The 21,512-nt window shown below is 67.9% G+C and carries 19 protein-coding genes; 4 read left to right on the top strand and 15 right to left on the bottom strand.

Translation table 11 applies throughout. The annotated features are described in order from the left end of the window. The first annotated feature begins 115 nt into the window (after window positions 1-115). On the top strand, window positions 116-1,522 hold the full coding sequence (locus OHA70_RS35040; protein WP_328325143.1) for a C39 family peptidase: 1,407 nt from the start codon (window positions 116-118) through the stop codon (window positions 1,520-1,522). Window positions 1,523-1,526: 4 nt separating this feature from the next. After that, complete coding sequence (locus tag OHA70_RS35045; RefSeq protein WP_328325145.1) at window positions 1,527-2,702, top strand: hypothetical protein; 1,176 nt, start codon at window positions 1,527-1,529, stop codon at window positions 2,700-2,702. Here the strand turns inward: OHA70_RS35045 and OHA70_RS35050 are convergent. Together OHA70_RS35050 and OHA70_RS35055 are read right to left on the bottom strand one after the other, a co-directional pair. Next, complete coding sequence (locus OHA70_RS35050) at window positions 2,699-3,316, bottom strand: HAD family hydrolase (protein WP_328325147.1); 618 nt, start codon at window positions 3,314-3,316, stop codon at window positions 2,699-2,701. The two genes, OHA70_RS35045 and OHA70_RS35050, sit on opposite strands and share 4 nt — an antisense overlap. Beyond that, window positions 3,313-4,290, bottom strand: a complete 978-nt coding sequence (locus OHA70_RS35055) for an Lrp/AsnC family transcriptional regulator (RefSeq protein ID WP_328325149.1) — start codon at window positions 4,288-4,290, stop codon at window positions 3,313-3,315. The genes OHA70_RS35050 and OHA70_RS35055 overlap by 4 nt, the downstream gene beginning before the upstream one ends. A gap of 97 nt (window positions 4,291-4,387) precedes the next feature. Between OHA70_RS35055 and OHA70_RS35060 the strand changes: the two genes are divergently transcribed. Further along, window positions 4,388-5,752: an MFS transporter gene (locus OHA70_RS35060; RefSeq protein ID WP_328325151.1), complete on the top strand. Its 1,365-nt coding sequence runs from the start codon at window positions 4,388-4,390 to the stop codon at window positions 5,750-5,752. Here the strand turns inward: OHA70_RS35060 and OHA70_RS35065 are convergent. Next, the gene (locus OHA70_RS35065) at window positions 5,749-6,945 is read right to left on the bottom strand and encodes an MDR family MFS transporter (protein WP_328325153.1); all 1,197 of its coding nucleotides are present in this window, start codon (window positions 6,943-6,945) and stop codon (window positions 5,749-5,751) included. The two genes, OHA70_RS35060 and OHA70_RS35065, sit on opposite strands and share 4 nt — an antisense overlap. A gap of 95 nt (window positions 6,946-7,040) precedes the next feature. Between OHA70_RS35065 and OHA70_RS35070 the strand changes: the two genes are divergently transcribed. Next, window positions 7,041-8,033: an ArsR/SmtB family transcription factor gene (locus tag OHA70_RS35070; RefSeq protein ID WP_328325155.1), complete on the top strand. Its 993-nt coding sequence runs from the start codon at window positions 7,041-7,043 to the stop codon at window positions 8,031-8,033. Between the two features lie 43 nt (window positions 8,034-8,076). Here the strand turns inward: OHA70_RS35070 and OHA70_RS35075 are convergent, their stop codons facing one another. The 12 genes from OHA70_RS35075 to OHA70_RS35130 all read right to left on the bottom strand — a co-directional run bounded on the left by OHA70_RS35075 (window position 8,077) and on the right by OHA70_RS35130 (window position 21,508). Beyond that, on the bottom strand, window positions 8,077-10,116 hold the full coding sequence (locus OHA70_RS35075; protein ID WP_328325157.1) for a primosomal protein N': 2,040 nt from the start codon (window positions 10,114-10,116) through the stop codon (window positions 8,077-8,079). 139 nt (window positions 10,117-10,255) lie between these two features. Further along, window positions 10,256-11,449: a methionine adenosyltransferase gene (gene metK / locus OHA70_RS35080; protein ID WP_328325159.1), complete on the bottom strand. Its 1,194-nt coding sequence runs from the start codon at window positions 11,447-11,449 to the stop codon at window positions 10,256-10,258. 210 nt (window positions 11,450-11,659) lie between these two features. Then, window positions 11,660-12,802, bottom strand: coding sequence for a winged helix DNA-binding domain-containing protein (locus tag OHA70_RS35085; protein WP_328325161.1), 1,143 nt, complete (start codon window positions 12,800-12,802; stop codon window positions 11,660-11,662). Between the two features lie 47 nt (window positions 12,803-12,849). Beyond that, window positions 12,850-14,094: a bifunctional phosphopantothenoylcysteine decarboxylase/phosphopantothenate--cysteine ligase CoaBC gene (gene coaBC / locus OHA70_RS35090; RefSeq protein WP_328325163.1), complete on the bottom strand. Its 1,245-nt coding sequence runs from the start codon at window positions 14,092-14,094 to the stop codon at window positions 12,850-12,852. A gap of 10 nt (window positions 14,095-14,104) precedes the next feature. Further along, window positions 14,105-14,413, bottom strand: a complete 309-nt coding sequence (gene rpoZ / locus OHA70_RS35095; RefSeq protein WP_328325165.1) for a DNA-directed RNA polymerase subunit omega — start codon at window positions 14,411-14,413, stop codon at window positions 14,105-14,107. 4 nt (window positions 14,414-14,417) lie between these two features. After that, window positions 14,418-15,137: a guanylate kinase gene (gene gmk / locus OHA70_RS35100; RefSeq protein ID WP_442913853.1), complete on the bottom strand. Its 720-nt coding sequence runs from the start codon at window positions 15,135-15,137 to the stop codon at window positions 14,418-14,420. 5 nt (window positions 15,138-15,142) lie between these two features. Next, window positions 15,143-15,457: an integration host factor, actinobacterial type gene (mihF, locus tag OHA70_RS35105; RefSeq protein ID WP_026163363.1), complete on the bottom strand. Its 315-nt coding sequence runs from the start codon at window positions 15,455-15,457 to the stop codon at window positions 15,143-15,145. 145 nt (window positions 15,458-15,602) lie between these two features. Further along, window positions 15,603-18,611 carry a polysaccharide deacetylase family protein gene (locus tag OHA70_RS35110; protein ID WP_328325172.1) on the bottom strand — a complete coding sequence of 1,003 codons (3,009 nt, stop codon included), beginning with the start codon at window positions 18,609-18,611 and terminating at the stop codon, window positions 15,603-15,605. 190 nt (window positions 18,612-18,801) lie between these two features. Beyond that, the gene (locus tag OHA70_RS35115) at window positions 18,802-19,194 is read right to left on the bottom strand and encodes a hypothetical protein (protein ID WP_328325174.1); all 393 of its coding nucleotides are present in this window, start codon (window positions 19,192-19,194) and stop codon (window positions 18,802-18,804) included. Continuing rightward, window positions 19,191-19,544, bottom strand: a complete 354-nt coding sequence (locus OHA70_RS35120) for a hypothetical protein (RefSeq protein ID WP_328325176.1) — start codon at window positions 19,542-19,544, stop codon at window positions 19,191-19,193. Before OHA70_RS35120 ends, OHA70_RS35115 begins: the two co-directional genes overlap by 4 nt. A gap of 60 nt (window positions 19,545-19,604) precedes the next feature. After that, window positions 19,605-20,441 carry an orotidine-5'-phosphate decarboxylase gene (pyrF, locus tag OHA70_RS35125; protein WP_328325178.1) on the bottom strand — a complete coding sequence of 279 codons (837 nt, stop codon included), beginning with the start codon at window positions 20,439-20,441 and terminating at the stop codon, window positions 19,605-19,607. Between the two features lie 14 nt (window positions 20,442-20,455). After that, the gene (locus OHA70_RS35130) at window positions 20,456-21,508 is read right to left on the bottom strand and encodes a quinone-dependent dihydroorotate dehydrogenase (protein ID WP_328325179.1); all 1,053 of its coding nucleotides are present in this window, start codon (window positions 21,506-21,508) and stop codon (window positions 20,456-20,458) included. Between the last annotated feature and the right edge of the window lie 4 nt (window positions 21,509-21,512).

Consider the following 21,512-nt stretch of genomic DNA (forward strand, 5'->3'; position numbering starts at 1 on the left):
ACCGCCTACCGTCGCTGTCAGCGACCACCCCCCTCCACATTGTTGCCACAAGCACGTACTGTGGTCTCAGGCGTACCTACAGTCACTACCGTCACACGCCTCTCGGGAGACCACAATGCCCACAGCCACACGGGGGGCAGCCGGACTGATCCTGCTCGGCGCCCTGATCGCTCAAGCTCCACTGGCCGCCGCGTACGCACCGCGCGAGCCGGACGCTGGAGTCGCCGCACCGACCACAGGGCCCAGCACGGCACCGACCGCGGTCCCCACCACGACCCCAGCGGCGACCCCGGCCGCGACTCCGACCATCGATCCGGAACCTGATCCGACCGCTCCGACCGCTCCGGACGACAAGTGGCCGGGCGGTGAGCCAGTCGGCGAGCCGCCCGCTGCGACGTCGTGGACCGAGGTCGTGCAGGAGGTGATCCGCACGGCGCCGGACTCATCGATGCTGCGGGCAACCGCTCTCGCCGACCAGAGCAAGCAGGTCATGCGGTGCTTCAAGCTCGAGACCGAGAACTACTGCCTCGGCCTGGGCTTCGTCGACCAACTGCCCAGCGGCGCGCAGCTCAGCGCGATGACCGCCGCGCCTGAGGCGGCCGTCGGCAGCCGGAGCGCCGACGCCGACGCGGAGCAGGACATCGCGACCGGCGCGCTGTCGCCGGCCCAGTTCGTCAGCGAGCGGTCCTCGTTGTCGGACAACGCCCGGCTGGACGAGGAACTCGACGAGATGCAGGCGGCCTGGGACGGCCGCGAGAAGGCGCGCGCCTTGCGTGAACTCGACGCACCGGCCAGTACTTCGGGCGAGCCCAGCACAGAGCCCACAACGGAGCCGACCACAGGCCCGACCGCGGTGCCGACGGCGACCGCGACCACAGCGCCCACGGGAACGCCGACGATGCCCGACCGGACGACGCCCGCCTCGCCCGGTCAGCCGAAGCCGAAGCCGCCGGTGTCCGCGCCGGTGAAGCTGCCGTCCTCGTCGTACATCATGAAGGGCTTCGCGACCTCGCAGGACAAGGGCTACTGGTGTGGACCGGCGACCTTCCAGTCGATCGACTGGGCCGACGACAACCAGAAGGACACCCAGGCGTCCTGGGCCAAGGACCTCGGCTCGTCCAGCTCCGGCACCGGGATCTCGGCGATGGTCAAGCAGACCAACCTGAAGACGAACTGGGACCTGGCGGCCGGCAGCTACATCGTCCAGAACGTCGGCCACTGGAACACCCAGAAGTTCTTCAGCGTGCACCAGAACCACCTCGGCGACGCCAAGCCGGCCCCGGTGATCGAGCACGTGCAACTGCTGAAGCGGTACTTCCCGTACCTCGCGTTCAACCACAGCGGCCACTACCAGGTCGGCCGCGGCTACGACGCGAAGAAGGGCACGATCGGCATCTACGAGGTGTTCAACGAGCGCCGTTTCAACAGCCGTGGCAACACGACCAACGGGCCGAAGAACATCCCGGCGTCGGCGCTGTTCAACGCGACGCTGGCCAACACCTTCCAGAACATCGGCCTGTAGGCGAATGCGCAGGACATTAGCCCCGATCGCGATCGTCGCCGGCCTGGCACTGCTCGCCAGCGCATGCTCGTCAGACAAACCGGAGAGCGCTCCCCCAGGCTCACCCAGCACAACCGGTACGCCGAACACCACCAAGACACCGTCGAGCCCGTACAGTACGCCGAGCTCGCCCAGCGTCCCGCCCACCCCCGCGGGGCCGCCGAAGCTGACCAAGATCCTCCAGCAACCCGTCGACGGTCAGCACGTCGTCACCCAGCAGCGGAAGTACCTCGTCACCCGCGGCAGCGACGACGCCGGCATCACGACGGTGACCGACCGTTCCAGCAAGCGGGTCGTCGTCAAGCACGTCCCGCCGGCCGGATTCGTCGCGCAGTCGCCCGTGGTGATCGACGACCACTGGGCGCTGATCGAGGACATCCGCGACGACGGCCCGGACCCGCAGATCCGGGCGTACCGGTATGACCTGACGACCGGCAAGGCCGTCGATCTGGCCACCCAGAAAGCGCTCCCCCGCATCTCCGAGCCGGAGATCGGGGCAGCCGAGGGGACCTTCGCCTACAGCAGCACTGACGCGAAGCGCAGGTCCTGCCTGGTGATCGCGGAGCTGGCGACGCTGAAGGCGCGCACCGTCAGCTGCGTGGCCGATCCGGGCTACGTGGCGGATCCGGTCGTCTCCGCCGACTCAGTGACGTTCAGCGAGATCACCAACCCGCAGACGGCCCGCCGCTGCAAGCGACTGCTGACCGCGCCACTCGCCGGTGGCGCGGTCAAGCCCATCGCGGCCGCGAAGAACTGCATCCAATGGAGTGGTGCTTCATTGCGTGGAGCAACTGTCTGGTCGGAGATCGGCGCCTCGGATCCCGACCAGTACCAGAGCACCGGCTACGTCCGCGAGACCGCCACTGGCCAAGCCCGCTCGATCGGCTCCATCGTCACCGACACCATCGTTGCTTGCGGCAACTGGATCCACTGGGAGGTCCGTACCGTCACGGAGGGCGTAGAGCGCTTCCAGCTCCAACGCTGGCAGCCAGGAACGGCTCGTCCCCAACGCGTCTATGCCACTCCCCCGGACTCCGCCGTCACCCCACCCACCTGTCAGGACGGCAACCTGATCTTCGAGGTCGCCCACCTCGGCGCCGGCTCGAAGTACACCGAGGCCCTCCAGGTCAGCGCCAGCTAAACCGGCAGACCGCGCTCTCTGAGCTGCGTGCGAAGGGTCTGGGCGTCGATGAAGGTCTCGGCGTCCAGCCCCACAGCGCGGGCGGCGACGACGTTGTAGTCCTTGTCGTCGGTGTAGAAACTGCGGGCAGGGTCGAGGTCGTAGCGCTCGATCAGGATCCGGTAGATCTTCTCGTCGGGCTTGACCGTCTGCTCGGTCCCGGAGACGACCTCACCGGTGAAGCCGGCCAAGATCGGGAACGCTGCCTTCGCGATCTCCCACTTCTCCGCCGAGAAGTTCGTCAGCGCGTACGTCGGTACGCCCTGCTCGCGCAACTCGCTGAGCACCTCGGACGTCCCCTCGATCAGCCCGCCGACCATCTTGAGCCAGCCGGTGTCGTACGCCTCGATCCACTCGGCGTGCTCGGGGTGCAGCGAGGTCAGTTCGGCCACCGCCTCGGCCCAGGTCCGCCCGGCATCCATCTGCAGGTTCCACTTAGGCGTCGCCACGTTGGTCAGGAAGTGCTCCCGCTGCCCGGCGTCCGGGATCAGCTCGCGGTAGAGGTAGTCGGGATTCCAGTCCAGCAGCACCCCACCGATATCGAACACCACATCGTCAACGCTCCGCTCGCTCATACCGCAACCCTACGAAACGGCCGGGCGGTTGGCGTGAAGGGTGCGGCCGACTTGATGGTTCGCAGTACGGGAGCGCTCTCCAGCGTGGTGATCTCGGGGAACGCGGCCAGCCGGTGGGTCAGATACTGGTGCAACGAGTCCGGGTCGGGGCTGAGGGCATGTGCCGCGAGGTTGGTCCGTCCGGTAGTCGCCGCGACGAAGGCCAACTCATCGTGATCGGCCAGCGCCTCACCAACCCGGTCGAGATGCGCCGGTACCACCGACATCCACAGCAACGCCCCGGTCGTGACCCCGTACAGCGCCGGATCGAGATCGACATCGAAGTAGATCGCCCCACTCGCCCGCAGCTCACCCAACCGCTTCGCCACCGTCGCAGCCGACCAGCCCGTGGCGGCGGCCAGCTCAGCAAACCCAGCCCGCCCGTCCTGCCCCAGCACCGCAAGCAGTTGCTGGTCGGAGGTACCGACCGCTGCAGTACCGCCCTGTACTTCGCCGACCAACTCTCGCTGCTGGTCGGCGGTCAGGGCTCTGGTGTGGGCGCGCCAAGCGGTGGGGCCGCCTAGGTACATGTGGAGGAGGTAGTGGGCCGAGACCGCGGTGATGCCGGCGGTGCGGGGGATGTCGTGGAGCAGGAGGGCGTTGCCGTCGCCGGGAGTCGTCTGGATGATCGCGGAGATCTCAGTACCACCGGAAGCCAGCCGTACCCAGGAAGTGTCGTCCCGCTTCGCTAGCGCTCGGGCCAGGTCCTGAGCCGCCTGAGGTGCAGCGGTCAACCGGGCCAGCCACTGAGCCTGCCCGGCACGACGCGGATCGGCCAGCCCGACCACTCGCAAACCAGCCTCGGCCACCAGCCGCCGGTACCGGCGCGCCACCGTCTGCGTCGACACCCCGAGGACCGCCCCGATCCGGCTGAACGCAGCCCGGCCGTCGATCCGTAGGGCGTGGACCAGGCCACGATCGATCTCATCCAGCACGAGATCATTCTGCATCGATCTCGCCGCGAATGGAAGAAATCAACAGATCCAGGCCGGATGATGGAAGCACAACACACCAGGACCGCAAGCTCACGGCATGACTCAGGTTGAAGAGAAGAGCCAGGCGGCGGGCTACCGCTGGCGCTGGGCAGCGCTGGCCGTCCTGCTCGTCGCAGAGGCGATGAATCTGCTCGACGCGACGATCGTGCAGGTCGCAGCACCGCTGATCCACACCGAGCTCGGTGGTCGCGAGTCGGACATCCAATGGTTCAGCGCCGCCTACACGCTGCCGTTCGCCGGGCTCCTGATCACCGGCGGCCGGCTGGGCGACATTGTGGGACGCAAGCGGTTGTTCCGGATCGGGATGATCGGGTTCCTGCTCGGCTCACTCACCTGCGCTCTGGCGCCAGGCGTCGGTGTCCTGATCGCGGCCCGGGCCGTTCAGGGCGCGGCGGCGGCCTTGGTGATCCCGCAGACGATCGGTCTGATCCGCGCGATGTTCGATCAGGCCGAGTTGCCGAAGGCTCTCGGCAGCATCGGCCCCGTGATGGGTCTCGCCGGAATCAGCGGCCCTTTGCTCGGCGGTCTGCTCACCCACGCCGATCTCTTCGGCAGCTCCTGGCGTGCCGTCTTCGCCGTGAACCTGCCACTGGGACTGGCCGTTCTACTCGCGACCCCGCTCCTGCTCGAAGACCGTTCGCCCCTGCGCCTGCGACCCGACCTCGCAGGGAGCGCTCTCCTCGTGATCGCGACCGTCCTGATCGTCTATCCGCTGATCCAGAGCAGACTCTGGATCCTGTTGCCGGTCGGACTGCTCGTCGCCGCGGCCTGGCTGTTGCAGCAACGCCGCCGCAACCACACAGGTCGTACGCCGCTGATCGAGTTCAGCCTGTTCGAGAACCGCGGTTTCGCCGCCGCCCTGCTCACCTCCACCCTGTTCTTCGCCGTCCTCACCGGCGCAACACTGGTGATCGTCCTGTACCTCCAGGTCGGACTGCATCAAGGTGTGCTGCACGCCAGCCTCATTTTGTTGCCTTGGTCAACAGCTTCCGGACTGGCGTCCTGGCTGGCCGGCAGCCGGCTGATCCCGAGGTACGGGACGACCCGGATCATGTTCACCGGATTGGCGATCTTCGCGACCGGCCTGCTGCTGATCATCGCGGGCCTGCAGTTGTCCGTCGCGCTCGGCATCGCCGGGCTGGGTGCCGGCCTGTTCACCACGCCCTTCTTCACTGCTGCGCTGCATCGCGTACGACCAACCGAGACCGGCTCGGCGGCGGGCCTACTCAACGCGGTCCAACAACTCGGCGGCACCATCGGCGTCGCCCTGCTCGGCACGATCTTCTTCCACCACCTCTCCCCCGCTCACCCGAAGGCTGCGGCAGAGAGCGCTTTCTGGATCGCCCTGATCCTCGTCGCGGCTGCAGCGACCTCAGCCGCGTTCATGCGAAGGCGGGACTAGGCGCTGGGGATGAGGTTGTTCGCGGCGGCTCGAGCGTGAAGAGCGGGAGCCAACGCCAACTGTCCGGCGAAGAGCACACCACCCAGCACCGCGCAGCCAAGCCAAACGGTGACCCGGCCTGCATGCTCAAGAACGTTGGTACCGAGCAACGGACCGATGACGCTGCCCAACCCGAACGACATGCTCCCCGCCAGCCCCATGTACCCGCCGCGGAGGTCGACCGGCGCGAGGTCGGCGAAGACCGCACCGACCACGGCCGCGAAGCCGATCTCCCCGATCGTCCAGACCACCACCGACAGCCCGTACCCCCACCAGCTCTCCACGATCGCCCCGAGCCCGAAGCCCAGCCCGACGATCAGCATCGACCCGGCCAGCAGCTTCGGCCGGTCGAGCGCGGCCAGCCGCCGGTTCACGAACGGCTGCACCAGCACGATCACGACACCGTTCAAAGCGATCACCAGCCCGTACGTCGACGAAGGCAGCCCGTCCCCCGCCATCGCGAGCGGCAAGGTCGAGTACCCCTGGAAGTAGATCGTCGCGTAGCCGACCTGGAGCAGGATCATCAACAGGAAGGTGGTGTCCCGCAACGCGACCGGCAGCAACGGCCGGCGCGGCCCGTCGTCGAGCACCGGCCGGGTCTCGGGCACCATCCGCCAGATCACCAGCGCCGCGAGGACCGAAGTGCCGGCGTTGATCCAGAACAGCCAGTTGTAGCCGACGCTCGCGAGCACACCGGCGCTGACCGTCGAGACGGAGAAACCGAGGTTGATCGCCCAGAACAGCAGCCCGTACGCGCGAACGCGCTCTCTCGGCTGGAGCAGGTCGGCCACGGTCGCCTGGACCGCGGGCCGGAACAGGTCCCCCATCAGGCCGACCACGAAAGCAGCCGCCCAGATCGTCACCATCGGGCGGGCCGAGCCGAGCAGGATCAACGCGGCCGCGGTACCGAAGAAGCCGATCAGCATCGTCCGGCGGCGGCCGGAGCGATCGGACAGCCAGCCGCCGACGAGCTGCGAGACGACGGACCCGGCACCGACCGCGGCCACCACGGCACCCGCGGTACCGGCCGAGAGATGCCGGTCCTGCGTCAGGTACAGAACCAGGAAGGGCTGGACGAAGCTGCCGAGCCGGTTGATCAGCTGGCAGACCCACAGAGCCCAGAAAGCGCGTGGCAGGCGCGGAGCGTCGTTCATGGTCTCTACTGTCGACGGGTTCCAGCAGGGTGTCGAACACTTAGGCCCAGAACTAATCCTTTCGCCGCGGCGAACCCCGAGATTAGAGTGCGGGAGTGATCACTCTCAGGCTCAGCACCGACGACGTGAGCCGGATCAGGTTCGCGTTCTCGCCGGTCTGGGAGACGGTGACGAGCATCCGGGCGTTGAGCAACAGTACGGTGAGCAGCGTGCACGGACCGTGGCTGCGCAAGGTCCGGCCGTTGCTGGCCGGGCATGACCTTTCGTTGCTCAAGGCCCTCATTCCGCCGGTCAGCTACATCCCCGACTTCATGACCCCGGCGCCGCCCCGCCGCTCGACCAGCTTCGAGTCAGGTCTCGCAGCAGTCGCCGCCACTCCCCTGCATCTGGTCACCGCCGAGTTGAAGCAGCTGCATGCGGACACCCCACATCCGATGCTGCCGGAGCTGATCGCCAAGCCGGCCAAGGCGCTGGACCGGATCACGTCCGCACTTGAGGAGTACTGGCACCTGGCGATCGAGCCTGACTGGCGGCGGATGCGGGCGCTGCTGCACGACGACCTCGCGTTCCGGCTGGAGGAGTTGGCCAGCGGTGGCGTCGAGCGGGTGTTCCGCAATCTCCATCCCTCGGTGAACTTCCGCGGCGACCGCGTCGAGATCGACCGCCCGTACTGCTGCGACGGCGAGCCGCTCCCCGGTCAGGGCCTGCTGCTCGTACCTTGCGTGTTCGCCTGGCCAGCCGCCCTTCCGGTGACCGCTGCGCCGCACGTGCCGACGATCACCTACCCGCCGCGTGGTCTCGGCCGGATCTGGGAGAGCCAGGAGGACGTCAGCGAGTCACCACTCGCAGAGCTCGTAGGCAGGACGCGGGCCGCGATAGTCAGCCACCTCGACCTGCCGATGTCGACGACTCACCTCGCCCACCAACTCGGCGTCTCCGCACCGACTCTCAGCGTGCACCTGAGCATCCTGCGTGCCTCCGGCGTCGTCGAGTCGCGCCGCGACGGCCGAGCGGTCCTCTACTACCGCACCTCCCTCGGCAACCACCTCCTGAGCGCCTCCCGCCCAGCCGCCCTCGCCTCAGCCTGAATGCCCCAGCCTGAATGCCCCTGAATGCCTCGGCCTGAATGCCTTAGCCGAAGGACGCGGGATCCACCTGGACTCGCACGGATCCCAGCAGTTTCTTGGTACTACGAGCCGCCTGCCCCTCCCTGAGCGCCCGCGCGAGACTCGTGCCGGACGCTCGTGGAGTCCGCACCACGGCGCGCGACGTCTCGTCGTCGATCGCCACCGGCCCGAGAACCTCCAAGCCCGCTTGGGGATCCACCAATTGCTGCACCCGGGTGACGAGATCGGAGACCGCGTCCGTCGGTCCGGTCAACTCGGCCAGCTTGGCGGCCGGCGCCAGCCGCGCAGTACGGCGTTCCTCCAACTCCCGCGACGCGAATCCCTCCGGGCTCCAACGGACAATCGCCTGCAACGGCATCGCCGACGGCTCACCGACCAGGATCACCATGCCGCCGTCATGCGCCGAACGGACCAATGCGGCTGCGTTGAACCACCGCCGCACAGCCTCTTCAGGCGCTCGCAGATCGGGCCGCGCGAGCAATAGCCACGTATCCAGCAGCAACGCAGCGCTGTAGCCACCGACGGCGACCGGCTCCGCGCCCGGCGTGGTGACGATCAGGGCGGGCTCGTCCGATACGGAATCGAGCATGTTGTCGCCACCCGACGTACGGACGAGCACTCCGGGGAAGGCTCGGCCCAGCTCCTCCGCTGTACGCCGAGCACCGACAATCGCCGCACGCATGCGCGTGTCCCCACACTCCGGGCACCGATGATCCGCCGCCGGTCGGCCACACACACTGCAACTCGGCGGACCTGATCCGCCTGTACGACGTAGCGAACCACCGCAGGTAGAACACCGAGACGGCGCCCGACACGTCTGGCACACCAGGCTCGGCAGATACCCGGCTCGCGGGACCTGAACGAGCACCGGGCCAGTCTTCAGTCCCTCACGCGCGATCTCGAAGGCCCGATGCGGAAGGCGCGCCGCCCGAGCTGCCGGATCCCGCGCAATGTCATGGTCGGACTCACCCGAGATGTGCACCGACGGCGCAGCGGCCCGGATAACCTTGCGATCCGCGATCAGCTCGCCGGCCCACCCGGACTCGATCAGCGCCGCCGTCTCCGCGGATCGCGCGAACCCGCCCATCAGCGCGGCACACTTCTGCCGGTACGCACGCAGGAGCAAAACCTCACGCGCATGCGGGTAAGGCGCTCGCGGCTCGGCATACGAGTCGTCGCCGTCGTCCCACAGGGCAACGAGTCCCAGATCAGCAACAGGCGCGAAGGCTGCGGCGCGAGTGCCGATCACCACGCGGGTACTGCCACGCAACGCGGTCAGGAACGCCCGGTACCGGGCGGTCGGACCCAGATCAGCAGAGAGCGCGACGAATCCGTCCGGACCGAGCACCGCAGTACAGGCTGCTGCCAGCCGCTCGAGATCACGCGCATCCGGTGCCAGTAGGAGCGCGCCGCGACCAGCCGAGGCACAGACAGCAGCCGCTTGGGCAAAGGCAGTCGCCCAATCAGCTCCCGGTACTGCGGTCCAGATCGCGCGCGGCGCCTCGGAACGGGTCAACGCGTCGAGGAATCCGCCAGCCAACGGATACGGCGCCCACTCCGAGCGCGAGTCGGACGTCACCGGGCGGACGGGTTGGGTGCATTTCAGCACCTCCGCCTCGACCTTCGCGTGGCGAGGCGGCACTGCGAGGCGGGTGACGTCGGCCAGGACTCCGGCGTACCGATCGGCGACCGCGCGGCAGAGGTCAGCCACCTCAGGGGTCAGCACCTGCTCGGCCGAGACCACCTTGCGGATCCTCGCCAGCTTGCCCTCGTGCTCGGACGACTCCAGCCGCTCCAGCACGAACCCGTCCAGGTCCTTGCCCGCGAACCGCACCTTCACCCGCGCCCCGGGCTGGGCCGCGTCGGCGAGGTCGTCCGGGACCAGGTAGTCGAACGGCCGGTCCAGATGCGGCAACGGCATATCGACCGCGATCCGGGCGACCGGCAACGACTCGGTGATGCCGGCCGGCTCCTTGGTCCGCGAACGCCGAACGGTCTCGCGAAGCAGCGTCAACTGCTCAGGTGAGTCCCCGTTCGATGCCACCGCCGAAGCCTAGTCGGCCTGGCCGACATCCCGCGGCACCCCTGTGCACAACCCGCCACGACTGGCGACCTTGACCACCAAACGGCGACCTTGAACAGGTAATAACGTGTTCAAGGTCGCCAACTGGTGGTCGAGGTGACTACTTGTTGACCGCTGCCTTCAGGGCTTCGACGCGGTCGGTGCGCTCCCAGGTGAAGGCGTCGCCGGTACGGCCGAAGTGGCCGTTGCGGGCCGTCTGGGCGTAGATCGGGCGGAGCAGGTCGAGGTCGCGGATGATCGCGGCCGGCCGCAGGTCGAAGACCTCGAGAACCGCGTCGCTGATCTTGTCGACCGGGACCGTCTCGGTGCCGAAGGTGTCGACGTAGAAGCCGACCGGAGCCGCCTTGCCGATCGCGTAGGCGACCTGGCACTCGGCCCGCGCGGCCAGGCCGGCGGCGACGATGTTCTTCGCCACCCAGCGCATCGCGTACGCCGCCGAGCGGTCGACCTTCGACGGGTCCTTGCCGGAGAAGGCGCCGCCACCGTGCCGGGCCATCCCGCCGTACGTGTCGATGATGATCTTGCGGCCGGTCAGCCCAGCGTCGCCCATCGGGCCGCCGATCTCGAACCGGCCGGTCGGGTTGACCAGCAGCCGGTAGTCGGTCGAGTCGATGTCGAACTGCTCGAGCACCGGGTCGACGACGTGCTTCTTCACGTCCGGCGACAGCATCGAGTCGAGGCTGATGTCGGCCGCGTGCTGGCTGGACACCACCACGGTGTGCACCCGGACGGCCTTGTCACCGTCGTACTCGATCGTCACCTGGGTCTTGCCGTCCGGACGCAGGTACGCCATCGTGCCGTCCTTGCGGACCTCGGACAGCCGCGCCGACAACCGGTGCGCGATGGTGATCGGGAGCGGCATCAGCTCGGGCGTCTCGTTCGACGCGTAGCCGAACATCAGCCCCTGGTCGCCGGCGCCCTGCAGGTCGAGCGCGTCCTCGGACAGGTCCGAGCGCGTCTCGTACGCCGTGTCGACACCCTGCGCGATATCCGGCGACTGGCTGCCGATGGCGACCGTGACGCCGCAGGACGCGCCGTCGAAGCCCTTCAGCGACGAGTCGTAGCCGATCTCGAGGATCCGGTCCCGGACGATACCGGGGATGTCGACGTACGCCGTCGTGGTGACCTCGCCGGCCACCACCACCAGACCGGTGGTCACCAGGGTCTCCACCGCGACGCGGCTCTTCGGGTCCTCGGCCAGCAGTGCGTCGAGAATCGAGTCGCTGATCTGGTCAGCGATCTTGTCGGGATGACCCTCGGTCACCGACTCGGACGTGAAAAGGCGCCGTGCCACGGATACTCCCTGATTTCCTCGTCTGCCACCTGACAGGGAAGATCATCCCCCGCCCGCACACCACCTCACGCGATGCTGTGGGGAAGTATGCCAGCAGAACCGCCCACGGGCCCGGACGCCGTCCCGATTCGCCCAATTATTGAGACTGTCTCATCACATCCTGGACATCCCCGCGTAAATCGGCCAGGTAATTCGCGCCACACCTGGAACTCAGGCGTGCGCGCCCACTGTCGCCTCGCCGATCGTCAGCACCGGCTGGGCGCCGACAATGACCCCGAGGCGCTCGGCCTCCTCGTCCAGCCGGCGGAGCTGCAGCGGCTTGAGCCGGCGGAACGGCTCGACCGTCAACTGGAGCTTGCGGCCGCTCTTGCGTTGGTGCCAGACGCCCGCGACGATGCCGTCGACGAGCAGCAGCGGGTAGTTGCCGGCCTGGCCTCTCGCGAGAGCGCGATCCCACGCCTTGCCAGGGAAGAGCAGTTCGCGCGGATGGCTGCCCACGCCGTAGGCGTCGAAGTACGGGAGCAACCGGAGGCCACCGGCACGAGCGGCGGTGAAGTCCGTGTCGCCGCGGACCAGCCAGGCGGGCTGACCGTCGAGGACGACTTCTTCCAGCTCGTCAGCTCGCTCGGTGAACACCTTGGTGGCGGCCACCGGCGAGATGCTGAGCCACCTCGCGAAATGCTGCGGCGTCGCCGGCCCGTAGGACCAGAGGAACCGCCGCAACAACTCAGTGAGCGCTCTCTCGGCACTCACCGGCTGGAACGGCGCAAACCGATGCGGGTTGGTGTAGGTGGTGTTGCGCCCACGGTTGGGTCCGTAGCAGAGCACCCCGGCGTTGGCCGCCGAGGAGATCGCCTGCCGCCACCGCGGCCAGTACGTCTGGAAGGCGGGCATCACCAGGTCCCCCGCCCACGGACCGGTCCGTGCGATCACCTGGTCGCTGAGCTCATCCACGGTCAGATCATCATCGGCCAGCGCGTCACCGATCGCCGCGATCACCTGCGCGGTCTGCTCCGGCGTCATCCGCATCACCAGCGGCGCCGTCGAGTTCGGCGGCTGCAGAGCGGACAGAGCGCTCACCCAACTGGCCAGCTCATCGGTCGGCAGCAGGTGGACAGTCCCCCGCGGCCCGAACGTCTTCACCAGACTGCGGTCCTCCCACAGTGCCCGCTGAACGTCCTCCCGCGTCGCCCCTTCCATCCGGAGCGCGACAGAGATCTCAGCCGCCGACAACACCTGAGCATGAGCCCCAGCCATCGCCCGTACTACGTCCGCCGGGCTACCCGTCGCGGGAACGCTCAGGTGGTGTCTCGCCATCCGCCGCGCGACAACCGCCGGCCAACTCAGCTCCATACCGGAAGGCTAGGAGCAGAAGCGGTCAGGACCTGACCTAAGCGGACTTAGTGCCAGTGAGTGGCGACGAGGTTCCAGATGACGCCGGCCAGGGCGTCCTTGCTGCCCGACGGGACCGGCAGGGCAGCGCCGTCGCGGTCAAGGATGACCGCTTCGTTCAGGTCGCTGCCGAAGACCTTGCCGCCGGAGACGTCGTTGACGACGAGCAGGTCACAGCCCTTGCGCTCCAGCTTCGCCCGGCCGAGCTCCAGGACGCTGTGCTGGCCGTCCCCGGTCTCGGCGGCGAACCCGACGATCACCTGGCCGTCGCGGCGGCGGTCGTGCGAGACGGTGGCCAGGATGTCCGGGTTCTCGATCAGGCTGACGGCCGGTACCGAGCCGTCGCCGGTCTTCTTGATCTTGTGCTCGGCCACATCCGCCGGGCGGAAGTCGGCCGGCGCGGCGGCCATCACGATCGCGTCGGCGTCGCCGGCCCGCCCGGTGATCTCGTCGTACAGGTCCCTGGTGCTGGTGACCTGGACGACCTCGACGCCGGCCGGATCGGCCAGCTCGGAGTTGGCTGCGACCAGGGTGACCTTGGCGCCGCGGGCGGCAGCGATCCGGGCGAGCGCGTAGCCCTGCTTGCCGGACGAGGAGTTGCCCAGGTAGCGAACCGGGTCGAGGTGCTCGCGGGTGCCGCCGGCGCTGATCAGGACCTGCTTGCCGGTCAGATCTGCGACCGATTGGCCGGCAGCGCGCGCTGCCTCGTCGGCCAGCATCAACTGGCTGATGGCGAAGATCTCCGACGGCTCGGGCAGCCGGCCTCGGCCGGTATCGGCACCGGTCAACCGCCCGACAGCGGGATCGAGCACGGTGATACCGCGCGAACGCAGAGTCGCGACGTTGGCCTGGGTGGCCGGGTGCTCCCACATCTCGGTGTGCATCGCGGCCGCGAACAGGATCGGGCAGCGCGCGGTCAGGAGCGTGTTGGTGAGCAGGTCGTCGGCCAGCCCGTGGGCGGCCTTGGCGATCAGATTCGCGGTCGCGGGCGCGACGACAACGAGGTCCGCGCCCTTACCGATCCGGACGTGCGGTACCTCGTGAACGTCGTCGAACGGGTCCGCCGTCACCGGCTGACCCGACAGCGCCGCCCAGGTGGCGGCGCCGACGAACTCCAGGGCGGCCGCGGTCGGCACCACCCGGACACTGTGCCCGGACTCGGTCAACCGGCGGAGCAGATCGCAGACCTTGTACGCCGCGATCCCGCCACCGACGCCGAGTACTACCGACGGCCGCTGCCCTGTGGTCGTCATCGAGACAGTGTTACTCGGACTTCTCCGCGGCGGCAGCGGCGGCTTCCGCCTCGGCCTCGGGGTCGATGTCGGTGCAGGTCAGCACGCCGTCGTTGATCTCGCGCATGGCGATCGAGAGCGGCTTCTCCTGGACGTGGGTCTCGACCAGCGGTCCGACGTACTCCAGCAGGCCTTCGCCGAGCTGGCTGTAGTAGGCGTTGATCTGCCGCGCCCGCTTGGCCGAGTACAGCACCAGCTTGTACTTCGAGTCGGTGTGGGTGAGCAGGTCGTCGATCGGCGGGGAGGTGATGCCGATGGCGACGGGCTGGTTGCCAGACAAAATGTCAGCTCTTTCCAGAGATGTTGGGTGATCGAATCAACTTTACCAACTGATCGGCCGCTTCCCGAACCGACGCGTTCACGATCGTCACGTCGAACTCCTTCTCGGAGGCCAGTTCGAGGGTCGCGGTCTCCAGCCGGCGCTCCCGCTCCTCGGCCGTTTCGGTCCCCCGGCCGACCAGCCGGCGGACCAGCTCGTCCCAGCTGGGCGGGGCCAGGAAGACGAAATGCGCCTCCGGCATCGTCTCGCGGACCTGACGGGCTCCCTGCAGATCGATCTCCAGCAGGGCCGGCCGGCCGTCGGCCAGCTTGTCCAGGACCGGCTGCCGGGGCGTCCCGTAACGGGCCGCCTTGTGCACCACGGCCCATTCGAGCAGCTCGTCGTCGGCGATCATCCGGTCGAACTCCTCGTCGGAGACGAACAGGTAGTGCACGCCGTGCACCTCGCCCGGCCGGGCCTTGCGGGTGGTCGCCGAGACCGAGATCCAGATCTCCGGGAAGCGCTCCCGGATGTCGGCCGCGACCGTGCCCTTGCCGACCGCCGTCGGGCCGGCCAGCACCGTCAGCCGGGCGCCACCGACCTCCTGGGTGCCCTGAGCGCCGTCTTGGGCGCCGTCCCGGGCTCCGTCGGTGGAACCGTTCCCCGTGGCCACGTCTGTCTCCAGCTCGCTCGGCTCCAGCTCACTCGACGTCAGCTCGGTCGAGGTCAGCTCAGTCTGCATCATCGGCGTCACTCGGCGAACTCGCGCATCAGCGCGGCGATCTGGTTCGTGCCCAGACCACGCACCCGGCGGGTCTCGGAGATACCGGCCCGCTCCATGATCTGCTGCGCCCGCACCTTGCCGACGCCCGGGACGCACTGCAGCAGCGCGCTGACCCGCATCTTGCCGATCACGTCGTTGGTCTGCCCCTCGTGCAGCACCTCCGTAGGAGACGCCCCCGAGTGCCTGATCCGGTTCTTGATCTCCGCACGCTCACGCCGTGCGGCAGCGGCCTTGTCCAGAGCAGCCGCGCGTTGCTCCGGGGTCAAAGAAGGAAGTGGCACCGTCTCACCTGTCCCGTTGTGTGTCTTCGCAGGTGAACCTAGCCAAACACTCCCTCCGACAGCAAACAACACACCAAGCGGCGACGACGGCATCCAGACGTGAGTCTGAACACCGTCGTCGCCGAACCGCTGTGGAGCTGTCGCGCTACGTGACCGTGATGCAGCCGATGCAGGTCGACGTACCGCCGTCAGGATTCGTCACCGTGATGTTGCGCGGACCCGTCGCCCCGGAGACCGACGACGTGGTGACGTTGATCGAGTTGGCCGACCGGCTGAGCAGCAACACGTTGATCCCGGACCCGGAGAAGCTCACCTGGCTGGCCGAGGTGAAGCCGGATCCGATGATCGTGAACGACTTGAACAATCCTCTGGACACCGAGGACGGCGACGCACCGGTCACCTTCGGCGCCGCGTTCAGCGTGAAGCAGTTGGCGCAGACCGCGTCGACCGTGCCCGCCCGGCTCACCACGACGTTGCTCCTGGCCACCGTTGCGGTCGCCGAGGTGCTGATCACCGCGTTGATCCGGGTCGCACTGACGAAGCTGTACGACGTCATGGTGATCCCAGCGCCCGGGAAGGACGGCACCGATGCCGCCGTGAAGCCGGTGCCGTTGATGGCCACCGCCCGCCCGGTCAGGCCCTGTGCGAACGCGTTCGGCGAGATCGACGTCACCGTCATGCCGCTGCGCAGCTGGATGATCACACTCGGGCTGGTACCGACGTTGGTCGCGGCGTCTGTCGACGAGGCGCTCAACGTGTACGTACCCGCTGCCAGACCCGAGACGGTGGTGCTCCAGGCTCCCGCCGTCGCGGTAGCGGTCAAGGTGCTGACCAACGCGCCGGAGGTGTTGCTGCCCGAGTACACCTTCAGAGTCACTGTCGGGCTGTCGCCTGCCAGTACCCCGGTCGTGCCGGACACCGTGAACGTCGTGGTAGTGACGCTCGCGTTGTTGACCGGACTGGTGATCCGGACGATCGGCGCGACCGTGTCGACCGTGAACGTCGACGTCGCGGTACCGACGTTGCCGGCGGTGTCGGTCTGGGTCACCTGAGCCGTGTAGGTCCCCTGCGGGAGTACTGCCGGCGTGAGCGACCAGGTCCCGGTGGCGGAGATCGTGACCGCTGTCGTCGACCTGGCCGTTCCGGTGGCGGTGGTCCCGTTGAAGATGCGGACCGTCGCCGTGGTGGCGTCGCCGGCCAGCTTGCCGCCGGTACCGCTGATCACCGGTTGGGTCGTCTTGACGGTTGAGTTGTTCGCCGGTGTGGTGATCGCGACCACTGGCGCGGTCACGTCGGCGGCGTCGTTCACCACGAAGGTCCGTGGCGAGCTGTACCCGATCAGGCCGTTGGCGGTCTGCGCGGCCTGCAAGGTGTAGGTGCCGTTCGCGAGCGGGCCGGACAGTGCGACCGACCAGTTGCCCGCGGTGTTGGTCGCGACTCCGGTCATGACCGGAGTACCGGTGGTGTACGTCCCCGCGTAGACCGCGACGGTGACGTCGCCGCCGGCGGCCGCGCCGGTGCCGGTCACGGTCGGCGCGACGTTGACCGTCTGGCCGGCTGTCGGCGTGCTGATGATCGGGTTCGGCACCGCGTTGGCGCCGTTCATCACCTCGGCCACGTCCTTGACCGAGATGCCCCGGCTGGTCTGGGCGGGCGCGTTCAACCAGTCCAGGAACTGGTTGAAGACGGCGGCATCGATCGGCCGGTAGTCAGCCATACAAGCGGCGTAGTTGCTGGTGCCCTGGTAGCAGATCTCGTGGAAGAGCATCGGCACCCAGCCACCGGCGTGGTCGGCCGCACCGTTGGTGGCGTCGATCATCGACTGCAGCGAAACCGGCCCGTCGAACGTCGTCCCGAGCGCGTAGAGCGCGAACGGGTCGCGCGGCGGTGTCGTCTCGCTGTAGATCGGCCCGCCCACCAGGATGGTGCCGCCACTACGGCCGGTCTGGTAACCACAGCCCTTGACGATGCTGATCGCCTCCGGGTTGAAGGCCGCCTCCGGGTACGCGAAGCTGATCGGCGAGAAGCCCCTCGCCTGCAGGGCGGCCCGATCGTCACAGACCTGGTGCCACTTGTAGTCGAACGTGGTGGCCGGGTCGGTGATGATCATGTGGTCCTTGGTGTGACCACCGATGTCGTTGCCGTCGGCCTTCAGGTTCGCGATCTGGGCCCACGTCATGATGCCGTCTTCGTCGGGGTTCTCCACGTTCCCGGAGTTGATGTAGAAGGTGCCGTGGACGCCGTGCGAGGCGAGCGTCGAGCGCAGCCCGTAGTGGCTGAGCAGGCCGTCGTCGAAAGTGAGCGAGATCTGCGTCGGCCGCGGCGGCAGCACGGGCTGCGGCCCGGCGCCCATCACGTCACGGACCTTCTCGATCGTGGTCCCGGCCGGCGCGTCGGTGCTCTTCAGCCAGTCGATGAACTGGCCGAGCACGGTCGAGTCCAGGGCCTGGTAGGTGCCCATGCAGTCCGCGTACTCGGGTGACCCGGGCTGGCAGACGTAGTTGAAGGCCAACGGCACCCAGCCGCCACCGTTGCTTGAGGCAACGTTGACGGCGTTCTGCAGATCGGCCAGCTGAAGCGGACCGCTACCGAAGTTGGCGGTGCTGAGCCAGAACGGATTGGCCGGCGGCCGGGTCTCGGCGAACGGGGCGCTGGTCGGCGCCAGCCCGCCCACGGTCCGGCCGGACAGATAGCCACAGCCCTGCACGATGCTGCCGGCGTTCGCGTCGACCGCCGCGAACGGATAGCTGAAGCTCACCGGGTCGTACCCGAGGTTCGTCAGTCGTTGCTTGTCGCTACAGACCTGGTCCTGCTTGTAGGCCTGCGTCGTGTTCGGATCGGTGAGATCGATGTGGTCGCGGCTCAGACCACCGATCTCGTTCCCGTCCCGGTACAGGGCGTCGGCCTCCCAGGTGGCGAAGTAACCTGGCGCGTTCGCGTCGATGATCCTGCTGGAGACGTAGAACGTCCCGTTGACGTTGTGGGACTTCAGTACCGGTCCTGCGTATTGGTACTGCGACTTGAGTCCGTCGTTGAACGTCAAGGAGACGGCTGTCTCCCCCACGGCTTGAGCCTGGGTGACGAACGTGATCTGGCCGAACGACACGGCCACGGCAACAGCCGCACCGATCCGCACGGCACGTGATTTGAGCACACCTGAAAATGACACCGAGGCCCCCCTGGTATCTGCGTTACGAATCCAACCCAGGACGGGCGCAGGATGCGCAGCCGTCCCCCCACGAGCGAGGCTAGCACTTGGGAACCGTTTCGGATACGACAGGACGATGCGCTTGCGGCCGACTCCGGTGCGTGTGCGGTCTAGCTCAATTACGGACCGCTCAGGTTCAGTTGAGCTTCGGGACGTCGACCTTGCAGGAGTCCTTGGCCTGGGTCGCGATCGCCTTGTAGGCGGACGTGACCGGGCCCAGCTGCTTGGCCAGCCGGGCCAGCTCGACCTCGTTCTTCCCGGCCTTCTGGGCCTTTTCGGCGAAGGCGACGATCACCTTCCAATCGTCCTTCACCTCGTCCGGAGCGCTGTCGCGGAGCTTCTTCGCGTCGTCCAGGATCTTCACGTAGTCGGCCGGCTTGGCCGGATCGACATTTGTTGCCGACGCTGCATAACCGGCCAGGTCGACGCAGTAGGCCTGCGCGTCGGTGCAGGCGGTCAGCCCGGCGGACGCGATCACGATCGTCGCGGTCAGTACGGCGGTACGGCGCATCTGCTGGTTCGTCCTCAACTCGAGATGGTCACGTTGCAGGTGTCCTTGCCCTGCTTCGCGATCGCTTCGCCGGCGGTCACCAGCTTCGGTCCACTGTCCTTGGCCAGCTGGTTCAGTCTGGCCTTGTCGCCATCGGCCTGCTTCACGTCGGCGAGGTACTCGCTCATCACCTTCCAGCTGTCCTTCAGCTCGTCCGGCGCCGACTTCGACAGCTTCTTGGCCTCGGTGGTCAGCTTGTCGACGGTCTCCGGATCGCTCAGATCCTTGAAGTTCTTGACCGCCTCGCCGTAGTTCTGCAGCTCACTGCAGTAGTCGCCGCCGCCCGCGCACGCCGTCAACGTTCCGGCGCCCAGCATCACTACCGCCACCAGGGCAGCACCCTTACGCATTCCAGACCCAACTCTCGTTCAACGTGTCAGTAACCCAGATCAGTAACCCAGTACGGTCCGGAACGCGTCGTTGGCGCGATCGGCGGCATCCCGCAGCGAAGCGGCGTCCGGGCCGGCCCCGAGGATCTCACGAGAGCTCGACGGTACGACGTTGCGCACCGCCGATCCGAAGACATCTTTCAGCCCCTCGGCCGTGCCACCCTGCGCGCCGAGTCCCGGGGCGAGCAGCGGGCCGCGGATGTCGAGGTCCTCCCCCGTCGACTTGATCGTCGCGCCGACCACGGCACCGAACGAGCCCAGGTCGCCGGCATCGGCGTTGAGCTCACGCAGCCCGTCGAGCACGGCACCGGCGACGGTCGGTCCGGCCGCGGTGCGCGCGGACTGGAACTGCGGACCTTCCGGGTTCGACGTCAACGCCAGCACGAACAGCCCTGCGCCGGCCTCGCGGGCCTCGTCGATCGCGGGCTGCAGCGAGCCGAAGCCGAGGTACGGGCTGACGGTCAGCGCATCGCAGGCCAGCGGCCCCTTCTCTGCCAGGTACGCCGACGCGTAGCCGGCCATCGTCGAGCCGATGTCGCCGCGCTTGGCGTCGATGATCACCAGCGCGCCGGCCTCGCGGAGCTTGATGGTCGCCTGCTCGAGGACGTAGATGCCGGCCGATCCGAAGCGCTCGAAGAACGCCGACTGCGGCTTGAAGACGGCTACTCGGTCGGCGAGTGCGTCCACGACGCCGTAGGTGAACGAGGCCAGGCCCTCGGCGGTGTCGGGCAGGCCCCACTGCTCGAGCAGATGCGAGTGCGGATCGATGCCGACGCACAGCGGACCGCGCTGGTCCATGGTCGCCCGCAAGCGGGTCCCGAACGGTTTGTTCTGCATGGGTTCACGCTCTCTCATCGGGAGGCCAGCTTTCGGTTTGTACGCCGTACCAGGGAAGGCCCGCGGTAGATCAGGCCGGTGTAGAGCTGGACGAGGCTGGCTCCGGCGTCGAACAACCGCACGGCGTCGTCCGGCTCGAGGATGCCTCCGACGCCGATGATGGGGAGCGCTCCCCCGGTCTCGGCGTTGATGTGGGCAACGGTCTTGGCGGAGATCTCCGTCAGCGGCCGGCCCGACAAGCCGCCGGCCTGCTCGGCCTGCCATTCGTCGGCCGGGGCCAGACCGGTGCGGCCGATCGTTGTGTTGGTGGCGATGATGCCGGCCACGCCGACGTCGGTGCAGACGCCGAGCAGTTCGTCGATCGCCTGCTCGGTCAGGTCGGGGGCGATCTTCACCAGGATCGGCTTCGGGTCGCGCCCGCCGGTGCTCAAGACTTTCGCTTCCGTGTGCAGGGCGGTCAGCAGCTCGCGCAGATGGCCCGAGTCCTGCAGAGAGCGCAATCCCGGAGTGTTGGGCGAGCTCACGTTGACGGCGAAGTAGTCGCCGTACCGGTAGAGGCGCTGCAGTGAGGTCACGTAGTCCCCCACCGCGTCCTCCAGCGGCGTCACCTTGGACTTCCCGATGCTGATGCCCAGCGGGTACCCGAGATCCCCGTACGCCGCCAGCCGACGGGCCAGCGGCTCGGAGCCCTCGTTGTTGAAGCCCATCCGGTTGATGACCGCTTCGCTCTCGACCAGCCGGAACAACCGGGGCTTCTCGTTGCCCGGCTGCGGCTGCGCGGTCACCGTACCGACCTCGACGAACCCGAACCCAAGCGATCGCCACGCGGGAAGCGCGACGCCGTTCTTGTCCATACCCGCCGCCAGCCCTACCGGGCTCGGGAAGCGCACGCCGAAGACGGTCCGCTCAAGCCCGGCCGGCAAAGCACCGTACGAACGGTTCAGTGCCGACACCGCCCCCGGGATGCGGCTGAGTCGCCGCAACCCGTGAAGCGTCTGCTCATGCGCCACCTCGGCGTCGCCCTTACCCAATCGGTAGAGGGCTGGCCGAATCAGTTTTCTGTACACAGGC

Source organism: Kribbella sp. NBC_00382, assembly GCF_036067295.1.
GTDB lineage: Bacteria > Actinomycetota > Actinomycetes > Propionibacteriales > Kribbellaceae > Kribbella.

Coding starts and splice junctions, on each gene's coding strand:
- OHA70_RS35040 (WP_328325143.1), top strand. CDS start 116: ATGCCCACAGCCACACGGGGGGCAGCCGGACTGATCCTGCTCGGCGCC.
- OHA70_RS35045 (WP_328325145.1), top strand. CDS start 1,527: ATGCGCAGGACATTAGCCCCGATCGCGATCGTCGCCGGCCTGGCACTG.
- OHA70_RS35050 (WP_328325147.1), bottom strand. CDS start 3,316: ATGAGCGAGCGGAGCGTTGACGATGTGGTGTTCGATATCGGTGGGGTG.
- OHA70_RS35060 (WP_328325151.1), top strand. CDS start 4,388: ATGACTCAGGTTGAAGAGAAGAGCCAGGCGGCGGGCTACCGCTGGCGC.
- OHA70_RS35065 (WP_328325153.1), bottom strand. CDS start 6,945: ATGAACGACGCTCCGCGCCTGCCACGCGCTTTCTGGGCTCTGTGGGTC.
- OHA70_RS35085 (WP_328325161.1), bottom strand. CDS start 12,802: ATGGAGCTGAGTTGGCCGGCGGTTGTCGCGCGGCGGATGGCGAGACAC.
- coaBC (WP_328325163.1), bottom strand. CDS start 14,094: ATGACGACCACAGGGCAGCGGCCGTCGGTAGTACTCGGCGTCGGTGGC.
- gmk (WP_442913853.1), bottom strand. CDS start 15,137: ATGATGCAGACTGAGCTGACCTCGACCGAGCTGACGTCGAGTGAGCTG.
- pyrF (WP_328325178.1), bottom strand. CDS start 20,441: ATGCAGAACAAACCGTTCGGGACCCGCTTGCGGGCGACCATGGACCAG.